We start from the raw sequence: 18,040 nt of genomic DNA, 5'->3' as shown, positions 1-18,040 counted from the left end.
ATGGGTGAATTTAAAGGATTTATGAAATATGATAAAGCGTCTTTGCCTGAACTCTCTTTAGTTGAACGGCTTAAGCATCATGGTGCCTTTCAGCAAGCGTTTGATAAGGCTGATGCGAGCATTCAAGCAGCGAGATGTATGGATTGTGGGACACCATTTTGTCAAACAGGCATTGGTGTTGAGAAAGATACGATAGGTTGTCCAATTGGTAACTATATTCCCGAATGGAATGATTTAGTATATCTAGAAGATTATGAAGCGGCGTATTATCGTTTGTCGGAAACGAATAATTTTCCAGATTTTACAGGCCGTGTGTGTCCAGCACCGTGTGAGTCGTCATGTGTGATGGCGATTAATCGTGAGTCGGTCGCGATAAAAGGTATTGAACGTACGATTATTGATGAGGCCTTTGAACAAGGTTGGGTTCAACCGCGACGACCTGAGCGTCGACTCAATGAAAAGATCGCCATTATAGGAAGTGGACCATGCGGCTTAACTGCAGCAGATGAATTGAATGCGCTTGGCTATGATGTCACGGTGATTGAACGTGCGCCATCACCAGGAGGGTTGTTAATGTACGGCATACCTAATATGAAGCTTGATAAGCACGTTGTTGAACGTCGCGTAGAATTGATGGAAGAAGCGGGCGTTACCTTTAAGCTTAATACTGAAGTTGGTAAAGATATCATGAAAGAAACATTACTCGCGACATATGATGCGGTGATTTTGTGTACAGGTGCCGAGAAACCGAGAGATTTACCTTTAGAAGGACGCATGAGTCCAGATATTCATTTCGCTATGGATTATTTAACGGAACAAACACTGCTTGAACGCGGTGAAATAGAACAGGCTACTATTACCGCAAAAGATAAACGCGTGATAGTTATTGGTGCGGGAGATACAGGTGCCGATTGTGTTGCGACAGCTTTAAGAGAAGGTTGTCACTCAGTTGTTCAATTCAATAAGTATGACCGCTTACCTGATGACGTTGATGAAAATGTGTCGTGGCCTAGACCTAAAGAGGTATTCAAAATGGATTATGCGCATCGAGAATATGAAGCGAAATACGGATTAGAACCGCGTGCTTATGGGGTTCAGACGATGCGTTATGATGTGGACCGCATTGGTCGTTTAAAGGGTGTGTACACGCAGCTAGTAAATGATGAACAACATGATTTAGATATGTCGCTTGCACCTGAACGATTCTGGCCAGCAGATCTTGTTTTATTGTCAATTGGGTTTATTGGTACGAATCAACATGTGCCTGAACACTTTCGTGTAAAATTATCTCAAAATAAAATTAAAGCTGATGATAAAAATTATCAAACGAATGTTAAAAATGTATTTGCGGCAGGAGATGCAAGACGCGGCCAAAGCCTTGTCGTATGGGCGATTAAAGAGGGTCGTGGGGTTGCAAAGTCGGTTCATCATTATCTGCAAAGTAAAGTTCTTTCATAAAATGTAAATTTTTTATTGACATTTATAACGGATTATAATAAGATATTTATTGTGTTCGTTTGGAGGAATACCCAAGTCCGGCTGAAGGGATCGGTCTTGAAAACCGACAGGGGCTTAACGGCCCGCGGGGGTTCGAATCCCTCTTCCTCCGCCATTATAAGTATAATCCAAGACTAATTAGATATAGAAGATAAGCACTTACTTAAGTAAGTGCTCAGACTGTCGACAAAGTCCTACGGACTTGTCGGCATTTTTTATTTTTCAATATTTTACATAACAACCTGTTTGCCCATTTCTAGTATAATAATAGTAATAAGATATTGAGGTGATAGTATGCTAAATAAATCTTCCAATAACAGAGAACAATTTGAAATGATTTCAATATCTCAGTTAGTTCCTGATGATCACTTGTTACGTAAAGTTGAAAAAGTCTTAGATCTTAACTTTGTTTATGATTTAGTGAAAGATAAATACTGCTTAGATAATGGCAGACCTTCTATAGACCCTGTAATTCTAGTAAAAATCCTTCTAATTCAAAAATTATTCGGTATTAAATCTATGAGACAAACTATAAAAGAAATTCACACTAATGTAGCGTACCGATGGTACTTAGGTTATGGATTCTTTGATAAAGTCCCTCATTTCGGTACTTTTAGCAAAAACTATACCCGCCGATTTTATGATAATAAGGTATTTGAAGAAATCTTCCAACACATCTTAGAAATTGCTTTTGAAAATGATCTTATTAATACCGAGCAAATTTTTATCGATTCAACTCATATTAAAGCCAATGCCAATAAAAATAAATATATTAAGAAAGTTGTTCAAATTGAAGCCAAAGCATACCAAAAAGAATTGGATGATGAAGTAAATCTTCTAAGAAAAGCCGATGGAAAAAAGCCTATAAAAAAGAAAAAGGAAGTGAAAACTAAATATATAAAAGAAAGTAAAACTGATCCAGAGTCTGGTTATTATGTGAAGAGCGAGAGAGAAAAGCAATTTGCCTATTCGCTACATGCATGTGTCGATAGACACGGCTTCATTTTAGATTCACATGTCACTCCAGGAAATGTCCATGATAGTACACAATTGAAACCTATGATAGAAAGAATGGAGAAATTAGGTTTAAAGGCGAGATATGTAGCAGTTGATTCTGGTTATAAGACTCCAGCTAACGCACACTATCTTATTGAAAAATTAATGATACCCGTGATGCCGTATACTCGGCCAAAAGGAAAAGAAGGTTTCTTCAAAAATCGCGATTTCATCTACGATGAATATTATGATAGTTATATTTGTCCTAATGATGAGTTTTTAACTTACAAAAGAACTATGCCCACTGGACACAGACTATATATGTCAAGTTCTGACACATGTCGTGAATGCCCATTATTGAGTAAATGTACCGAAAATAAACAGTTTCAAAAACAAATCCAAAGGCATGTATGGCAAGATGATTTGGATATAGTTGAAGACTTAAGGTTTATGGATTCAATTAAAAAAATATATAAAATGAGAAGCCAAACAATAGAAAGACGATTTGGTGATGCTAAAGAGCAACATGGTATGAGATGGACACGTTTTCGAGGTTTAGGAAAGGTGACAATGGATACGATGTTTACTTGTGCTGCGATGAATTTGAAAAAAGTAGCTACGTGGCTTACATAAGAGTCCGTGAGGACTTCTATTTTAAAGAATTTTATACATATTTTCGAAAAAATCATAAAAAAACAAACTACCGTTACACTTTTTATATGCTATAACGATAGTTTGTCTACAGTCTGAGCACTTACTTAAGTAAGTGCTTATTTTTTTGCGTATTTTAAGTGATATTCATAAACTTTTGTTTAAATTTACAAACTTTAAGAAAAAGGTATATGAGAGCGTTTGATTATGAAAGCCTTTACAATACTTGTCTATACAAGTATACTTTTCGTATTACGTGTTTGTGAAAAGGGAGTGTTTAATTTGGGTGTAAAACGTAAGGATGTTCAAGCTATTATTAAAGGAATAGGCGGCAAGGAAAATTTAGAAACAGCTACGCACTGCGTAACGCGATTACGTTTAGTTTTAAAAGATGATAGCAAAGTAGATAAAGACTTCATTAGTGAGAACCCTTTAGTAAAAGGGCAGTTTAAGGCAGATAATCAGTATCAGATCGTAATTGGCCCTGGTACGGTAGATGAAGTGTACAAGCAATTAATCGATGAAACGGGCTCTAGTGAAGCATCTAAAGACGATGTTAAACAAGCCGCGTCGAAAAAAGGTAATCCAGTTCAACGCATGATCAAATTATTAGGTGATATTTTTATTCCAATTTTACCTGCCATTGTGACAGCTGGTTTACTATTAGGGCTCAATAATTTATTAACAATGAAAGGTTTATTTGGACCAAAACCAATCGTTGAAATGTATCCGCAATTTGGTGATATTGCGAACATTATTAGTGTAATCGCAAGTACAGCATTTATCTTCTTACCAGCGTTAATTGGTTGGAGTGCGATGCGTGTATTTGGCGGTAGTCCGATCTTAGGTCTTGTGATGGGTCTTATATTAATGCATCCACAACTTGTTTCGCAGTATGATTTAAAGCAAGGCGATAAAATTCCAGAATGGGATTTATTTGGCCTTCACATTAAGCAATTAAACTATCAAGGACAAGTTTTACCGATTTTATTAGCAACATATATATTAGCGAAGATTGAAAAAGGGCTTAATAAAGTGGTTCACGATTCCATTAAAATGTTAGTGGTAGGACCGATTGCATTATTGGTTACCGGTTTCTTAGCATTCATCGTTATTGGGCCGGTCGCATTAGTTATCGGTACAGGAATTACAAACTGTGTAACGTTCTTATTTGAGCATGCTGGATGGCTCGGTGGCTTTATTTACGGTTTATTCTACGCACCGCTTGTCATTACAGGTTTACACCATATGTTCCTGGCAGTAGACTTCCAATTAATGGGTGGTCCTTTACAAGGTACGTACTTATGGCCGATTTTAGCAATTTCAAATATTTGCCAAGGTTCAGCTGCACTAGGTGCTTGGTTTGTATATAAAAGAAGAAAAATGGTAAAAGAAGAAGGTTTAGCATTCACATCATTTATTTCAGGCATTCTTGGTGTAACAGAACCTGCAATGTTTGGTGTTAACTTACCGCTTAAATACCCATTTATTGCAGCAATCATTACAGCTTCTTTAATTGGCTCTATGATTGGTGGAGTTGGTGTATTAGGTAACGTTGGTGTAGGCGGTGTGCCAGCTATTTTATCAATTAAACATGAATTCTGGGTTGTATATGGTATCGCAACTTTAATTGCGTTAATTGTACCTTTCTTCCTAACAATTATCTTATCTCGATTTAGTAAACAAAAAGCCAAAGAAATAGTTAAATAAATAGAATCTATTTAATGGAGGTTATCATATGGTGAAACAAGATTGGCGAAAAACCGTGGTGTATCAAATTTATCCAAAGTCGTTTAATGATACGACTGGTAGTGGCGAAGGTGATTTAAAAGGTATTATTGAAAAGTTAGATTACCTTCAATATTTAGGTGTTGATTACCTATGGTTAACTCCAATTTATGAATCTCCTATGAATGATAATGGCTATGATATCAGTGATTATTATGCCATTAATAAGCAATTTGGTTCTGAAGCTGATTTTAAAGTGCTTTTAAAAGAGGCGCACAAGCGTGACTTAAAAATAATGTTAGATATAGTGATTAATCATACGTCGACCGAGCATCCTTGGTTCCAAGAGGCGTCTAAATCTGAGGATAATCCGTACCGTGATTATTACTTTTTCAGGAAGTCTGAAGATGGTCCGCCAACGAACTGGATGTCTAAATTTGGTGGTAATGCTTGGCAGTATGATGCAAAGACGGATAGTTATTATTTACATTTGTTTGATGTGACGCAAGCGGATCTTAACTGGGAAAATACATCACTGCGCCATGAATTGTATGACATGATTAATTATTGGATTGACCAAGGTGTAGACGGGTTTAGATTTGATGTTGTGAACCTGATTTCTAAGAGGGCCTTTCAGGATTCGGAAAAGATTGGTAAGGAATTCTACACGGATGGTCCTAAGGTTCATACGTATTTAAATGAGTTGAATCGTCATACGTTTGGTGGTAAGGATTTAATGACTGTTGGCGAAATGAGTTCGACGACGCTTGATGAATGTATTAAGTATACGAACCCTGAACGCCATGAGTTAAATAGTGTCTTTAACTTTCATCATTTAAAGGTCGATTATGAAAACGGTGAGAAGTGGACGCGTGCTGACTTTGACTTGTTTGAGTTAAAGCGCATCTTGATGGAATGGCAAGAAGGGATTCAAGTAGGTAATGGTTGGAATGCGATATTCTGGTGTAATCATGACCAACCGCGAGTGGTGAGTCGCTTTGGCAGTGATGAAGATGAAGCAACGCGTGTGAAAAGCGCTAAAATGTTAGCTATCGCGTTGCATATGCTTCAAGGAACGCCTTACATTTATCAAGGTGAAGAAATTGGTATGACGAACCCGCATTTTACATCTATTGAAGCGTATCGTGATGTTGAGTCGTTGAATGCATATAAGCATTTAAAGGAACAAGGTCGTTCTGAAGCTGAGATTATGGCGATTCTTGACCAAAAGTCTCGTGATAATAGCCGTACACCGATGCAGTGGTCTAACGAACGACATGCTGGGTTTACGGAAGGTTCGCCTTGGATTGATATCGCGGAAAATTACCAAACGATTAACGTTGAAGCGGCTATTAATGATCCGAATTCAGTGCTTCATACGTATCGTGAGTTGATTCGATTACGTCATGAGCATGATATTCTAACGTATGGCAAAGTTATACCACGTTACATGGATGATCCGAATTTATTCATATTTGAACGTGCGTATGAGGGCGAAACATGGCTTATCGTCGCAAACTTTTCAAAAGAAACGGTACAATTACCTCATGAAATAGATATCAGTGGCACGATGATGATCGGTAATGATAAATTAAATGGTGATATAATGAACCCATATGGAGTAATCGTTATTCGTAAAACGTGTAAGATCGAGGTATGATGTATGACTAACAATAAATTTGAATCCATTTATGAAATGCTGCGCCATCAAATACAAAAAGGCGTCTATGCGCGTGGAGACCACTTACCTTCTGAAAATCAGCTCGTTACGATGTACAATGCCTCGCGCGAAACGATTCGTAAAAGTTTGAATTTACTTGTGCGTGAGGGCATGATTCAAAAGATACGAGGTAAAGGTTCGGTTGTCATTTATGGTGGGATGACCGAGTTTCACATTACAAAGTTAAGTAGCTTTAAAGAAGTCCAAAAGGAAATGGACGTGCAATATGAGACTAAAGTAGTTTCGCTAAAATGTATCGAGGCTAGGGAGGTTCCTAAGGTGCAAGCAGCACTTGAACTCTCAGGTTCAGATAAACTTTGGTACTTGTTGCGATATCGTAAGTTTCATGGAGAGGTTAAAATCATGGATGAAGATTATCTTGTTTATGATTTAATGCCTGGATTAACAGAAACGATCGCAGCGCAATCGATATACGGCTACATTGAAGATGATTTAAATCATGAAATTAGCTTTTCGCAAAAGGAAATCACATTTGAAGTATTTGGTGAACAAGAGTATGAAGCGTTTGGTAACGTTACGCCAAATTATAGTGCGACGGTTCGCGGTATTGTTCATTTAAGTGATACGACGAAATTTCAATATAATATTTCTAAGCATTTAGCTACCGAATTTAAGTTTACTGATTTTTCGCGTCGTCGCCGTTAATCAAACGTTCATGATAAATTCGTAAAATTAACATTGCTTTTACACTTGCATAGTCGCATGTGTTTATAGTATGATAAATTTTACCGTGCTAAGTGGGGAGGTAGCGGTTCCCTGTACTCGAAAGCCGCTTAATGCGAGACTTAATTCCTTTGTCGAGGGCATGTATTTGTGAAGACTGCCCAAAGCACGAGGTGTTTGAAGATTTCGGTCCTATGCAATATGAACCCATGAACCATGTCAGGTCCTGACGGAAGCAGCATTAAGTGGACTATCATATGTGCCGTAGGGTGGCCGAAATTTAGCTGTCGACTTTGGTTACGTTCGTGATGCTTGCTCGACACGAAGGTGCACGGTTTTTATTTTTTTAAAACAAGCTTTTATGATATAAATAAATTAAATACGACGATTTTACATAGAATTGAGAATTATTTCTTGTTGGAAGGAGTCATGGCATAAATTAATGATGGATTAATTATGTCAGGCTCCTTTTTTATAGGACAAAAGGGGAAACGACATGTCTGTTTATTTAAGTACGGTTACTGAGAATGATTATGAAGCTTTGGATCAATTAATTTACACGTCTAGCGAACGCGCAGATCGAAATGGTGATAATGAGGTAAAGCGTATTATTGAGTTACGCCAACTTCCTGAATACCGTTATGAATTAGAACTTGCTGTGAAAACGAAAGATGGCGACATTATTGGTTACGGTATGTTAATCGAAGCTCAAATTGAAGGCGCTTCAAAAACGTACTCTGCACTTGCGATAGGGGCCTTAATCGTAGCTCAAGATTTCCGCGATAAAGGTGTAGGTGCTGCAATCGTAAATGCGTTAGAAGAGCGTGCGAGAGAAGCGATGTATAATACCATTTTATCAGTAGGTTATGCGTCTTATTATGAGACGTTAGGTTATGAATCTGGGATTGCACACGACATTAAGCCACCGAAAGAGGTTGATGCGGCGGCGTTTGGCGTTAAATTCTTATGGGAATCATTATCGACGTATCCTGAAGGCCAAGCTGTATTTCCTGATGTCTTTTTCAAATGATTCTAACATACATGAAGCGCGATAAATGATATAATGATGTCAATGTGAAAAGGAGGTCAAAACGTGAGTTATCAAGCACTATATCGTATGTTCAGACCGCAACAATTTGGCGATGTTGTAGGTCAAGAACATGTCACTAAGACACTTCAAAATGCGATTTCAAAGGGTAAGCAATCGCATGCGTATATCTTTAGCGGACCACGCGGAACAGGTAAGACGAGTATCGCTAAAGTGTTTGCTAAAGCTATCAATTGTTTAAATCAATCTAATGGGGAACCTTGTAACGAATGTGATATTTGTAAAGGCATCACGCAAGGTACAAATAACGACGTTATTGAGATTGACGCGGCGAGTAATAATGGTGTTGATGAGATACGTAATATTCGAGACAAGGTTAAATACGCGCCGAGTGAGTCTAAGTTTAAAGTTTATATTATAGACGAGGTTCATATGTTAACTACTGGAGCGTTCAACGCGCTTTTAAAAACATTAGAAGAACCACCTGAACATGCGATATTTATATTAGCAACTACAGAACCTCACAAAATTCCTCCAACGATTATCTCACGTGCACAACGCTTTGATTTCAAAGCAATTGGTGTTGAGCAAATTATCGAACGTCTACGCTATGTTGCGACTGAGCAAGGCATCGATTATGAAGATGAAGCGTTAGCGTTTATCGCTAAGGTTTCTGAAGGTGGTATGCGTGATGCGTTAAGTATCATGGATCAAGCGATAGCCTTTGGTGATGATCATCTTACTTTAAAAGACGCGCTCGATGTAACAGGCAGCGTTGATGAAGAAGCTTTAAATGGCCTTTTCAAAGAGGTTGTGAGTGGCGATGTGAAATCGAGCTTCAAACGTTATCATGAGTTCGTGTCTGAAGGAAAAGAAGTGAATCGCCTGATTAATGATATGATTTACTTTGTTCGTGACACGATTGTGAGTAAGACGACTGAACAAGAACTTACATATGACGCGTTACAATCATTTGAATTACCGACGTTGTATAAAATGATTGATATTATAAATGATACGCTTGTTTCTATCCGATTTAGTGTAAACCAAAATGTTCATTTAGAAGTGTTGCTTGTGAAGCTATCTGAAATGGTTAAGAATGAGGGTGCCACGTCTAGTGCTAACAATCAGGCTGAAGTGGTTACGCAAGGTTCTAATCCTGAGCTAGAAGCACGTATTGAGCAATTAGAAGGCACTATTAAATCGCTTGAAGAAAATGGCGTAGCACCGAAAGCAAGTGCTAAGAAACCTTCGAAAGGTGCGCCGAGAAGCGGCGTGAAGGCTAAGAATGCCTTTTCAATACAAAATATCGCGAAAGTATTAGATAAAGCGAATAAAGAAGATATCAAGCTGTTGAAAGAAAGATGGCATGATGTCATCGGTCATGCGCAAAGTAAGGATTTGAAATCTCTTGTGAGTTTACTTCAAAACTCTGAGCCTGTAGCAGCAAGTGAAGATCATGTGCTGTTAAAGTTTGAGGAAGAAATCCACTGTGAAATCGTGAATAAGGATGATGATAAACGACATCATATTGAACAAGTCGTTTGTGAAATCGTGGATAAGAAAGTTAAAGTTGTAGGTGTACCGGCAAGTGATTGGATGCAAGTACGCAGTGAGTACTTACAAAACCGTAAACAATCGCAGTCTCAGGAAAAGCCTAAACAGGACGAACAAGAGACGGATATCGTCCAAAAAGCAAAAGACTTATTTGGTAATGATACCGTACATGTCGATGACTAGTCATACATGACAGATAAATAAAAGATATGTATAATTATATTAAAAGTTTTCTTATTATAGACAGTAGATTTAAGGAGGAAATATATTATGCGCGGTGGCGGAAATATGCAACAAATGATGAAACAAATGCAAAAAATGCAAAAGAAAATGGCTGATGAGCAAGAAAAGCTTAAAGATGAAAAAGTTGAAGGTACTGCTGGTGGCGGTATGGTTACTGTAGTAGTATCTGGTCATAAAGAAATTTTAGATGTTCAAATCAAAGAAGAAGTTGTAGATCCAGACGACATCGAAATGTTACAAGACTTAGTTTTAGCTGCAACGAACGAAGCACTTCAAAAAGCAGATGACTTAACTGCAGACCGTCTTGGTAAACATACTAAAGGTATGAACATCCCTGGAATGATGTAGGATGCATTATCCTCAACCTATATCAAAGCTCATTGATAGCTTTATGAAATTGCCAGGCATTGGCCCTAAGACGGCGCAACGTCTGGCATTTCATATATTAGATATGAAAGAAGACGACGTGGTTCAATTTGCGAAAGCATTAGTCGATGTGAAAAGAGAGCTTACTTTCTGTAGTAAGTGTGGGCACATTACAGAGCAAGACCCTTGTTATATTTGTGAAGATAAACAACGTGATCGTTCTGTAATTTGTGTCGTGGAAGACGATAAAGATGTTATTGCAATGGAGAAAATGAAAGAATATCAAGGACTGTACCACGTCTTACATGGTGCGATTTCACCTATGGACGGTATTGGCCCTGAAGATATTAATATTCCTGGTTTAATTGAGCGTTTAAAAGATGACGAAGTTAAAGAGCTTATTCTAGCGATGAATCCTAATCTAGAGGGCGAATCAACTTCGATGTATATTTCTCGACTCGTTAAACCTTTAGGAATTAAAGTTACGCGTCTCGCACAAGGATTGTCAGTAGGTGGCGATTTAGAATATGCGGATGAGGTGACTTTATCAAAAGCCATTGCAGGACGAACTGAAATGTAATATGAAGAAATAGATACCAAAGTCTACTATATATAGTAGACTTTGGTATTTTTTGTGCTGTCGTTAAAGTGAGAGGAGGTCTTTAATTTTAAAAAGTTAGGAGCTGACATGGTAAGGGAGGGCTCTGCAGAAAAATGATTGACCCAAAAGGTTTTCACTTCTTTAGAGGTGCACTCAAAGTGACGGTAATTTAAAGTGGGCTTAATGAATGGCTAAGTTGAATGTTATTTATATGGGGAAGAACGCGAAATTATTTAATTTAGATTAACGTTTGGAAATCGTATAACAACATTATAAGTGTAATTGGTTAGATTAATGATTGAATGTAATCATTTAATTTAAAAAAGATGAAAAAAAGTGGTTTTAGGGGTTGTAACTTCGTTTGAATGCGTGTATAGTATTTACTTGTCGGACGAAACAAACGACAAAATAAAAAAATGACTCAAAATTAATTTTAAAAAGTTGTTGACTTTGTTTCATAACTTATGTATAATTAATTCTTGTCGAGTCAAAAAAGAACATTGAAAACTGAATGACAATATGTCAACGTTAATTCTTGATAAACGTTGTTGTGACAGTCAGTCACACAACAAACCAAGCAATCAATTGCTTAAATTTTAGAGTCAATCAAACAAACATTTTTATGGAGAGTTTGATCCTGGCTCAGGATGAACGCTGGCGGCGTGCCTAATACATGCAAGTCGAGCGAACTGACGAGGAGCTTGCTCCTTTGACGTTAGCGGCGGACGGGTGAGTAACACGTGGGTAACCTACCTATAAGACTGGAATAACTCCGGGAAACCGGGGCTAATGCCGGATAACATGTTGAACCGCATGGTTCAACATTGAAAGGCGGTTTTGCTGTCACTTATAGATGGACCTGCGCCGTATTAGCTAGTTGGTAAGGTAATGGCTTACCAAGGCGACGATACGTAGCCGACCTGAGAGGGTGATCGGCCACACTGGAACTGAGACACGGTCCAGACTCCTACGGGAGGCAGCAGTAGGGAATCTTCCGCAATGGACGAAAGTCTGACGGAGCAACGCCGCGTGAGTGATGAAGGTTTTCGGATCGTAAAGCTCTGTTATTAGGGAAGAACAAGTGCGTAGGTAACTATGCGCACCTTGACGGTACCTAATCAGAAAGCCACGGCTAACTACGTGCCAGCAGCCGCGGTAATACGTAGGTGGCAAGCGTTATCCGGAATTATTGGGCGTAAAGCGCGCGTAGGCGGTTTCTTAAGTCTGATGTGAAAGCCCACGGCTCAACCGTGGATGGTCATTGGAAACTGGGGAACTTGAGTGCAGAAGAGGAAAGTGGAATTCCATGTGTAGCGGTGAAATGCGCAGAGATATGGAGGAACACCAGTGGCGAAGGCGACTTTCTGGTCTGTAACTGACGCTGATGTGCGAAAGCGTGGGGATCAAACAGGATTAGATACCCTGGTAGTCCACGCCGTAAACGATGAGTGCTAAGTGTTAGGGGGTTTCCGCCCCTTAGTGCTGCAGCTAACGCATTAAGCACTCCGCCTGGGGAGTACGATCGCAAGATTGAAACTCAAAGGAATTGACGGGGACCCGCACAAGCGGTGGAGCATGTGGTTTAATTCGAAGCAACGCGAAGAACCTTACCAAATCTTGACATCCTTTGATCGCTCTAGAGATAGAGTTTTCCCCTTCGGGGGACAAAGTGACAGGTGGTGCATGGTTGTCGTCAGCTCGTGTCGTGAGATGTTGGGTTAAGTCCCGCAACGAGCGCAACCCTTAAGCTTAGTTGCCATCATTAAGTTGGGCACTCTAAGTTGACTGCCGGTGACAAACCGGAGGAAGGTGGGGATGACGTCAAATCATCATGCCCCTTATGATTTGGGCTACACACGTGCTACAATGGACGGTACAAAGGGTCGCTAAACCGCGAGGTCAAGCAAATCCCATAAAGCCGTTCTCAGTTCGGATTGTAGTCTGCAACTCGACTACATGAAGCTGGAATCGCTAGTAATCGTAGATCAGCATGCTACGGTGAATACGTTCCCGGGTCTTGTACACACCGCCCGTCACACCACGAGAGTTTGTAACACCCGAAGCCGGTGGAGTAACCTTTGGAGCTAGCCGTCGAAGGTGGGACAAATGATTGGGGTGAAGTCGTAACAAGGTAGCCGTATCGGAAGGTGCGGCTGGATCACCTCCTTTCTAAGGATATAACGGAACAACTTCTTAAGAAGTTGAAATATAAACAAGAAAGCGTGACATATTGTATTCAGTTTTGAATGTTTTTAGAACATTCAAGTTGTACATTGAAAACTAGATAAGTAAGTAAAATAGATTTTACCAAGCAAAACCGAGTGAATAAGAGTTTAATTAAGCTTGAATTCAAAAAATAATCGCTAGTTATTGACCGATGGTCAGTAACACACATGATTAATAACAGATTAAGTTATTAAGGGCGCACGGTGGATGCCTTGGCACTAGAAGCCGATGAAGGACGTTACTAACGACGATATGCTTTGGGGAGCTGTAAGTAAGCTGTGATCCAGAGATTTCCGAATGGGGGAACCCAGCACAAGTTATGTTGTGTTATCGACATGTGAATTCATAGCATGTCAGAAGGCAGACCCGGAGAACTGAAACATCTTAGTACCCGGAGGAAGAGAAAGAAAAATCGATTCCCTGAGTAGCGGCGAGCGAAACGGGAAGAGCCCAAACCAATAGGCTTGCCTATTGGGGTTGTAGGACACTCTATACGGAGTTACAAAGGAAAATGTTAGACGAATCATCTGGAAAGATGAATCAAAGAAGGTAATAATCCTGTAGTCGAAAATGTTTTCTCTCTTGAGTGGATCCTGAGTACGACGGAGCACGTGAAATTCCGTCGGAATCTAGGAGGACCATCTCCTAAGGCTAAATACTCTCTAGTGACCGATAGTGAACCAGTACCGTGAGGGAAAGGTGAAAAGTACCCCGGAAGGGGAGTGAAAGAGAACTTGAAACCGTGTGCTTACAAATAGTCAGAGCCCGTTAATGGGTGATGGCGTGCCTTTTGTAGAATGAACCGGCGAGTTACGATCTGATGCAAGGTTAAGCAGCAAATGTGGAGCCGTAGCGAAAGCGAGTCTGAATAGGGCGAGATAGTATTTGGTCGTAGACCCGAAACCAGGTGATCTACCCATGGCCAGGCTGAAGTTCAGGTAACACTGAATGGAGGGCCGAACCGACTTACGTTGAAAAGTGAGCGGATGAGCTGTGGGTAGCGGAGAAATTCCAATCGAACTTGGAGATAGCTGGTTCTCTCCGAAATAGCTTTAGGGCTAGCCTCAAGTGATGATTATTGGAGGTAGAGCACTGTTTGGACGAGGGGCCCCTCTCGGGTTACCGAATTCAGACAAACTCCGAATGCCAAATAATTTAACTTGGGAGTCAGAACGTGGGTGATAAGGTCCATGTTCGAAAGGGAAAGAGCCCAGACCACCAGCTAAGGTCCCAAAATATATGTTAAGTGGAAAAGGATGTGGCGTTGCCCAGACAACTAGGATGTTGGCTTAGAAGCAGCCATCATTTAAAGAGTGCGTAATAGCTCACTAGTCGAGTGACACTGCGCCGAAAATGTACCGGGGCTAAACATATTACCGAAGCTGTGGATTGTCCTTCGGACAATGGTAGGAGAGCGTTCTAAGGGCGGTGAAGCATGATCGCAAGGACATGTGGAGCGCTTAGAAGTGAGAATGCCGGTGTGAGTAGCGAAAGACGGGTGAGAATCCCGTCCACCGATTGACTAAGGTTTCCAGAGGAAGGCTCGTCCGCTCTGGGTTAGTCGGGTCCTAAGCTGAGGCCGACAGGCGTAGGCGATGGATAACAGGTTGATATTCCTGTACCACCTATTATCGTTTTAAGCGATGGGGGGACGCAGTAGGATAGGCGAAGCGTGCTGTTGGAGTGCACGTCCAAGCAGTAAGACTGAGTGTTAGGCAAATCCGGCACTCATAAGGTTGAGCTGTGATGGGGAGAGGAAATACGTTTCCTCGAGTCGTTGATTTCACACTGCCAAGAAAAGCCTCTAGCTAGATACTTGGTGCCCGTACCGCAAACCGACACAGGTAGTCAAGATGAGAATTCTAAGGTGAGCGAGCGAACTCTCGTTAAGGAACTCGGCAAAATGACCCCGTAACTTCGGGAGAAGGGGTGCTCTTTGGGGTGTATGCCCGGAAGAGCCGCAGTGAATAGGCCCAAGCGACTGTTTATCAAAAACACAGGTCTCTGCTAAACCGTAAGGTGATGTATAGGGGCTGACGCCTGCCCGGTGCTGGAAGGTTAAGAGGAGTGGTTAGCTTCTGCGAAGCCACGAATCGAAGCCCCAGTAAACGGCGGCCGTAACTATAACGGTCCTAAGGTAGCGAAATTCCTTGTCGGGTAAGTTCCGACCCGCACGAAAGGCGTAACGATTTGGGCACTGTCTCAACGAGAGACTCGGTGAAATCATAGTACCTGTGAAGATGCAGGTTACCCGCGACAGGACGGAAAGACCCCGTGGAGCTTTACTGTAGCCTGATATTGAAATTCGGCACAGCTTGTACAGGATAGGTAGGAGCCTTAGAAACGTGAGCGCTAGCTTACGTGGAGGCGTTGGTGGGATACTACCCTAGCTGTGTTGGCTTTCTAACCCGCACCATTTATCATGGTGGGAGACAGTGTCAGGCGGGCAGTTTGACTGGGGCGGTCGCCTCCCAAAGTGTAACGGAGGCGCTCAAAGGTTCCCTCAGAATGGTTGGAAATCATTCATAGAGTGTAAAGGCATAAGGGAGCTTGACTGCGAGACCTACAAGTCGAGCAGGGTCGAAAGACGGACTTAGTGATCCGGTGGTTCCGCATGGAAGGGCCATCGCTCAACGGATAAAAGCTACCCCGGGGATAACAGGCTTATCTCCCCCAAGAGTTCACATCGACGGGGAGGTTTGGCACCTCGATGTCGGCTCATCGCATCCTGGGGCTGTAGTCGGTCCCAAGGGTTGGGCTGTTCGCCCATTAAAGCGGTACGCGAGCTGGGTTCAGAACGTCGTGAGACAGTTCGGTCCCTATCCGTCGTGGGCGTAGGAAATTTGAGAGGAGCTGTCCTTAGTACGAGAGGACCGGGATGGACATACCTCTGGTGTACCAGTTGTCGTGCCAACGGCATAGCTGGGTAGCTATGTATGGACGGGATAAGTGCTGAAAGCATCTAAGCATGAAGCCCCCCTCAAGATGAGATTTCCCAACTTCGGTTATAAGATCCCTCAAAGATGATGAGGTTAATAGGTTCGAGGTGGAAGCGTAGCGATACGTGGAGCTGACGAATACTAATCGATCGAAGACTTAATCAATTTTAAATGTTTTGTCTTGGTTTTATCATTTACTTACTATCTAGTTTTGAATGTATAAGTTACATTCTTATAGTTTGGTGACAATAGCAAAGAGGTCACACCTGTTCCCATGCCGAACACAGAAGTTAAGCTCTTTAGCGCCGATGGTAGTCGGACTTACGTTCCGCAAGAGTAGGACGTTGCCAAGCACTCGAGACTGAAACCTTATGGTTTCAGTCTTTTTTTATATCTAAAACTTTCATGGTATACTTGCTTTTAAATGAGGTGATGAGATGACACGTTTACCTTTAAACGATCAATTACAATCTTTCTTTAGAAATAAACCTATTTCTCTCCATGTACCTGGCCATAAAAATATGACTATAGGTGACTTAGATCAAATTGAAGGCTATATGGATATTACTGAAATAACTGGCTTTGATGACTTACATGAAGCTGAAGCTATCTTAAAAGAGAGTATGAAGACGCTTGAAAAACATTCCGATTATGAAGCAGTCTTTTTAGTTAATGGAACGACTTCAGGCATACTTTCTGTCATACAGGCCTTTTCAAGTGGGGAAGGGGTCTATGTGATGACGCGTAATATGCATAAGTCCGTGTTTAATGCTTTGGATTTATCGCATCAGCGTGCGCACATTCTACCGATGTGTCAGAGTCGTGTTACATCGCAATACCAAGGCCCTCAGCCTGCCTCGTGTGCTAAAATTAATGACTTCAAGCAAGCTAAACTCGGCATATTTACTTATCCAAATTACTATGGAGAGACATTTGACATCAGGTCCTGGATAGATCATTTGCATCAACTTGATGTGCCTGTCCTCATTGATGAAGCACATGGCGCGCACTTTGATTTAGAAGGTTTTCCAGAATCTACATTAAATATGGGGGCGGATTACGTTGTACAATCCTTCCATAAATCGTTGCCAGCTTTTACGATGAGTTCGGTTATTTATATACATAAAGATGCGAAATTGCGACATGAAGTTAAACGTTATCTCACACAGTTTCAATCTTCTAGCCCTTCGTATCTCCTAATGGCAGGTTTGGAGCGTGCTGCGCAATTTTATCACCACTATGATTCAGGTATCTTCTTTGAAAAGCGGGCTAAGCTTATAGGGCTTTTGAAGGGGAAGGGATTTGATGTGCGAGAGGTAGATGATCCGCTTAAGCTAGTTGTACGTTACCCGAATGTAACGGGGTATGATGTTAAGCGATTGTTTGAGGAATCGCATATTTATGTTGAACTCGATGATATGTATCAGGTGTTGCTCGTGCTACCGTTGTGGCATGAAGGGGATAGGTTTAATTTCGAGTTATTAAGTCAACGTATACAAGCCTTTGACACAAGTAGGCTTGAACCTGCTCAACTGCAAGCTACCGAACTTTATTTGGATGGTGGTGCCTACTATTCTGAGCGTTTTAAGACGCTTGAAATGCCTTATCAAGATGCGGTTGGTTGTGTATTAGGCCAACATATTATGCCGTATCCACCTGGTATACCAATCTTGTTTAAAGGCGAAATCATCACGCAAGATATGATAAAATTGATTCGACATTGGTTGTCGTTTGATGTTCGAATTGAAGGACTTCATGACGGAAAAATTAAAGTTAAGGAATGA

10 protein-coding genes, 1 tRNA gene, 3 rRNA genes and 1 other RNA gene are annotated in these 18,040 nt (G+C 40.9%); all 15 read left to right on the top strand.

The genetic code is table 11. From position 1 onward, the window contains the following. The 15 genes from ACF3N8_RS01625 to ACF3N8_RS01555 all read left to right on the top strand — a co-directional run bounded on the left by ACF3N8_RS01625 (position 1) and on the right by ACF3N8_RS01555 (position 18,040). Entirely contained in the window at positions 1-1,458 is a 1,458-nt protein-coding gene (locus tag ACF3N8_RS01625) for a glutamate synthase subunit beta (protein ID WP_009383378.1), read from the top strand. 61 nt (positions 1,459-1,519) lie between these two features. After that, positions 1,520-1,612, top strand: a tRNA-Ser gene (locus ACF3N8_RS01620). Positions 1,613-1,791: 179 nt separating this feature from the next. Then, entirely contained in the window at positions 1,792-3,126 is a 1,335-nt protein-coding gene (locus ACF3N8_RS01615; protein WP_103370597.1) for an IS1182 family transposase, read from the top strand. A gap of 300 nt (positions 3,127-3,426) precedes the next feature. Next, complete coding sequence (gene treP, locus ACF3N8_RS01610; protein WP_009383379.1) at positions 3,427-4,854, top strand: PTS system trehalose-specific EIIBC component; 1,428 nt, start codon at positions 3,427-3,429, stop codon at positions 4,852-4,854. Between the two features lie 28 nt (positions 4,855-4,882). Continuing rightward, positions 4,883-6,532 (top strand): alpha,alpha-phosphotrehalase, encoded by a 1,650-nt coding sequence (gene treC / locus ACF3N8_RS01605; RefSeq protein WP_392450122.1) that lies wholly within the window; start codon positions 4,883-4,885, stop codon positions 6,530-6,532. A gap of 3 nt (positions 6,533-6,535) precedes the next feature. Then, complete coding sequence (gene treR / locus ACF3N8_RS01600) at positions 6,536-7,258, top strand: trehalose operon repressor (RefSeq protein ID WP_392450120.1); 723 nt, start codon at positions 6,536-6,538, stop codon at positions 7,256-7,258. A gap of 83 nt (positions 7,259-7,341) precedes the next feature. Continuing rightward, positions 7,342-7,611, top strand: an RNA gene (ffs, locus tag ACF3N8_RS01595) — signal recognition particle sRNA large type. 161 nt (positions 7,612-7,772) lie between these two features. Continuing rightward, positions 7,773-8,306, top strand: coding sequence for a GNAT family N-acetyltransferase (locus ACF3N8_RS01590; protein WP_009383382.1), 534 nt, complete (start codon positions 7,773-7,775; stop codon positions 8,304-8,306). Between the two features lie 87 nt (positions 8,307-8,393). Beyond that, the gene (dnaX, locus tag ACF3N8_RS01585) at positions 8,394-10,064 is read left to right on the top strand and encodes a DNA polymerase III subunit gamma/tau (protein WP_241864525.1); all 1,671 of its coding nucleotides are present in this window, start codon (positions 8,394-8,396) and stop codon (positions 10,062-10,064) included. A gap of 87 nt (positions 10,065-10,151) precedes the next feature. Continuing rightward, complete coding sequence (locus ACF3N8_RS01580; RefSeq protein WP_009383384.1) at positions 10,152-10,472, top strand: YbaB/EbfC family nucleoid-associated protein; 321 nt, start codon at positions 10,152-10,154, stop codon at positions 10,470-10,472. A gap of 1 nt (position 10,473) precedes the next feature. After that, entirely contained in the window at positions 10,474-11,070 is a 597-nt protein-coding gene (recR, locus tag ACF3N8_RS01575) for a recombination mediator RecR (RefSeq protein ID WP_009383386.1), read from the top strand. Between the two features lie 640 nt (positions 11,071-11,710). Continuing rightward, positions 11,711-13,260: ribosomal RNA gene (locus ACF3N8_RS01570) — 16S ribosomal RNA — on the top strand. A gap of 237 nt (positions 13,261-13,497) precedes the next feature. After that, a 23S ribosomal RNA gene (locus ACF3N8_RS01565) occupies positions 13,498-16,421 on the top strand. A 73-nt stretch (positions 16,422-16,494) separates the two neighbouring features. Next, positions 16,495-16,609 (top strand): 5S ribosomal RNA (gene rrf, locus ACF3N8_RS01560). The 16S, 23S and 5S rRNA genes sit together here, the layout of an rRNA operon. 84 nt (positions 16,610-16,693) lie before the next feature. Further along, positions 16,694-18,040 (top strand): lysine decarboxylase, encoded by a 1,347-nt coding sequence (locus ACF3N8_RS01555; RefSeq protein ID WP_238102112.1) that lies wholly within the window; start codon positions 16,694-16,696, stop codon positions 18,038-18,040.

Origin of the sequence: Staphylococcus massiliensis, from assembly GCF_043186315.1 — a bacterium.
GTDB lineage: Bacteria > Bacillota > Bacilli > Staphylococcales > Staphylococcaceae > Staphylococcus > Staphylococcus massiliensis.
This window is presented reverse-complemented; position numbering and strand designations above follow the sequence as displayed.

Bases quoted from the DNA above. Each gene is read 5' to 3' on its own strand.
- ACF3N8_RS01625 (WP_009383378.1), top strand. From the start codon at position 1: ATGGGTGAATTTAAAGGATTTATGAAATATGATAAAGCGTCTTTGCCT.
- ACF3N8_RS01615 (WP_103370597.1), top strand. From the start codon at position 1,792: ATGCTAAATAAATCTTCCAATAACAGAGAACAATTTGAAATGATTTCA.
- treC (WP_392450122.1), top strand. From the start codon at position 4,883: ATGGTGAAACAAGATTGGCGAAAAACCGTGGTGTATCAAATTTATCCA.
- treR (WP_392450120.1), top strand. From the start codon at position 6,536: ATGACTAACAATAAATTTGAATCCATTTATGAAATGCTGCGCCATCAA.
- ACF3N8_RS01590 (WP_009383382.1), top strand. From the start codon at position 7,773: ATGTCTGTTTATTTAAGTACGGTTACTGAGAATGATTATGAAGCTTTG.
- dnaX (WP_241864525.1), top strand. From the start codon at position 8,394: ATGTTCAGACCGCAACAATTTGGCGATGTTGTAGGTCAAGAACATGTC.
- ACF3N8_RS01580 (WP_009383384.1), top strand. From the start codon at position 10,152: ATGCGCGGTGGCGGAAATATGCAACAAATGATGAAACAAATGCAAAAA.
- recR (WP_009383386.1), top strand. From the start codon at position 10,474: ATGCATTATCCTCAACCTATATCAAAGCTCATTGATAGCTTTATGAAA.
- ACF3N8_RS01555 (WP_238102112.1), top strand. From the start codon at position 16,694: ATGACACGTTTACCTTTAAACGATCAATTACAATCTTTCTTTAGAAAT.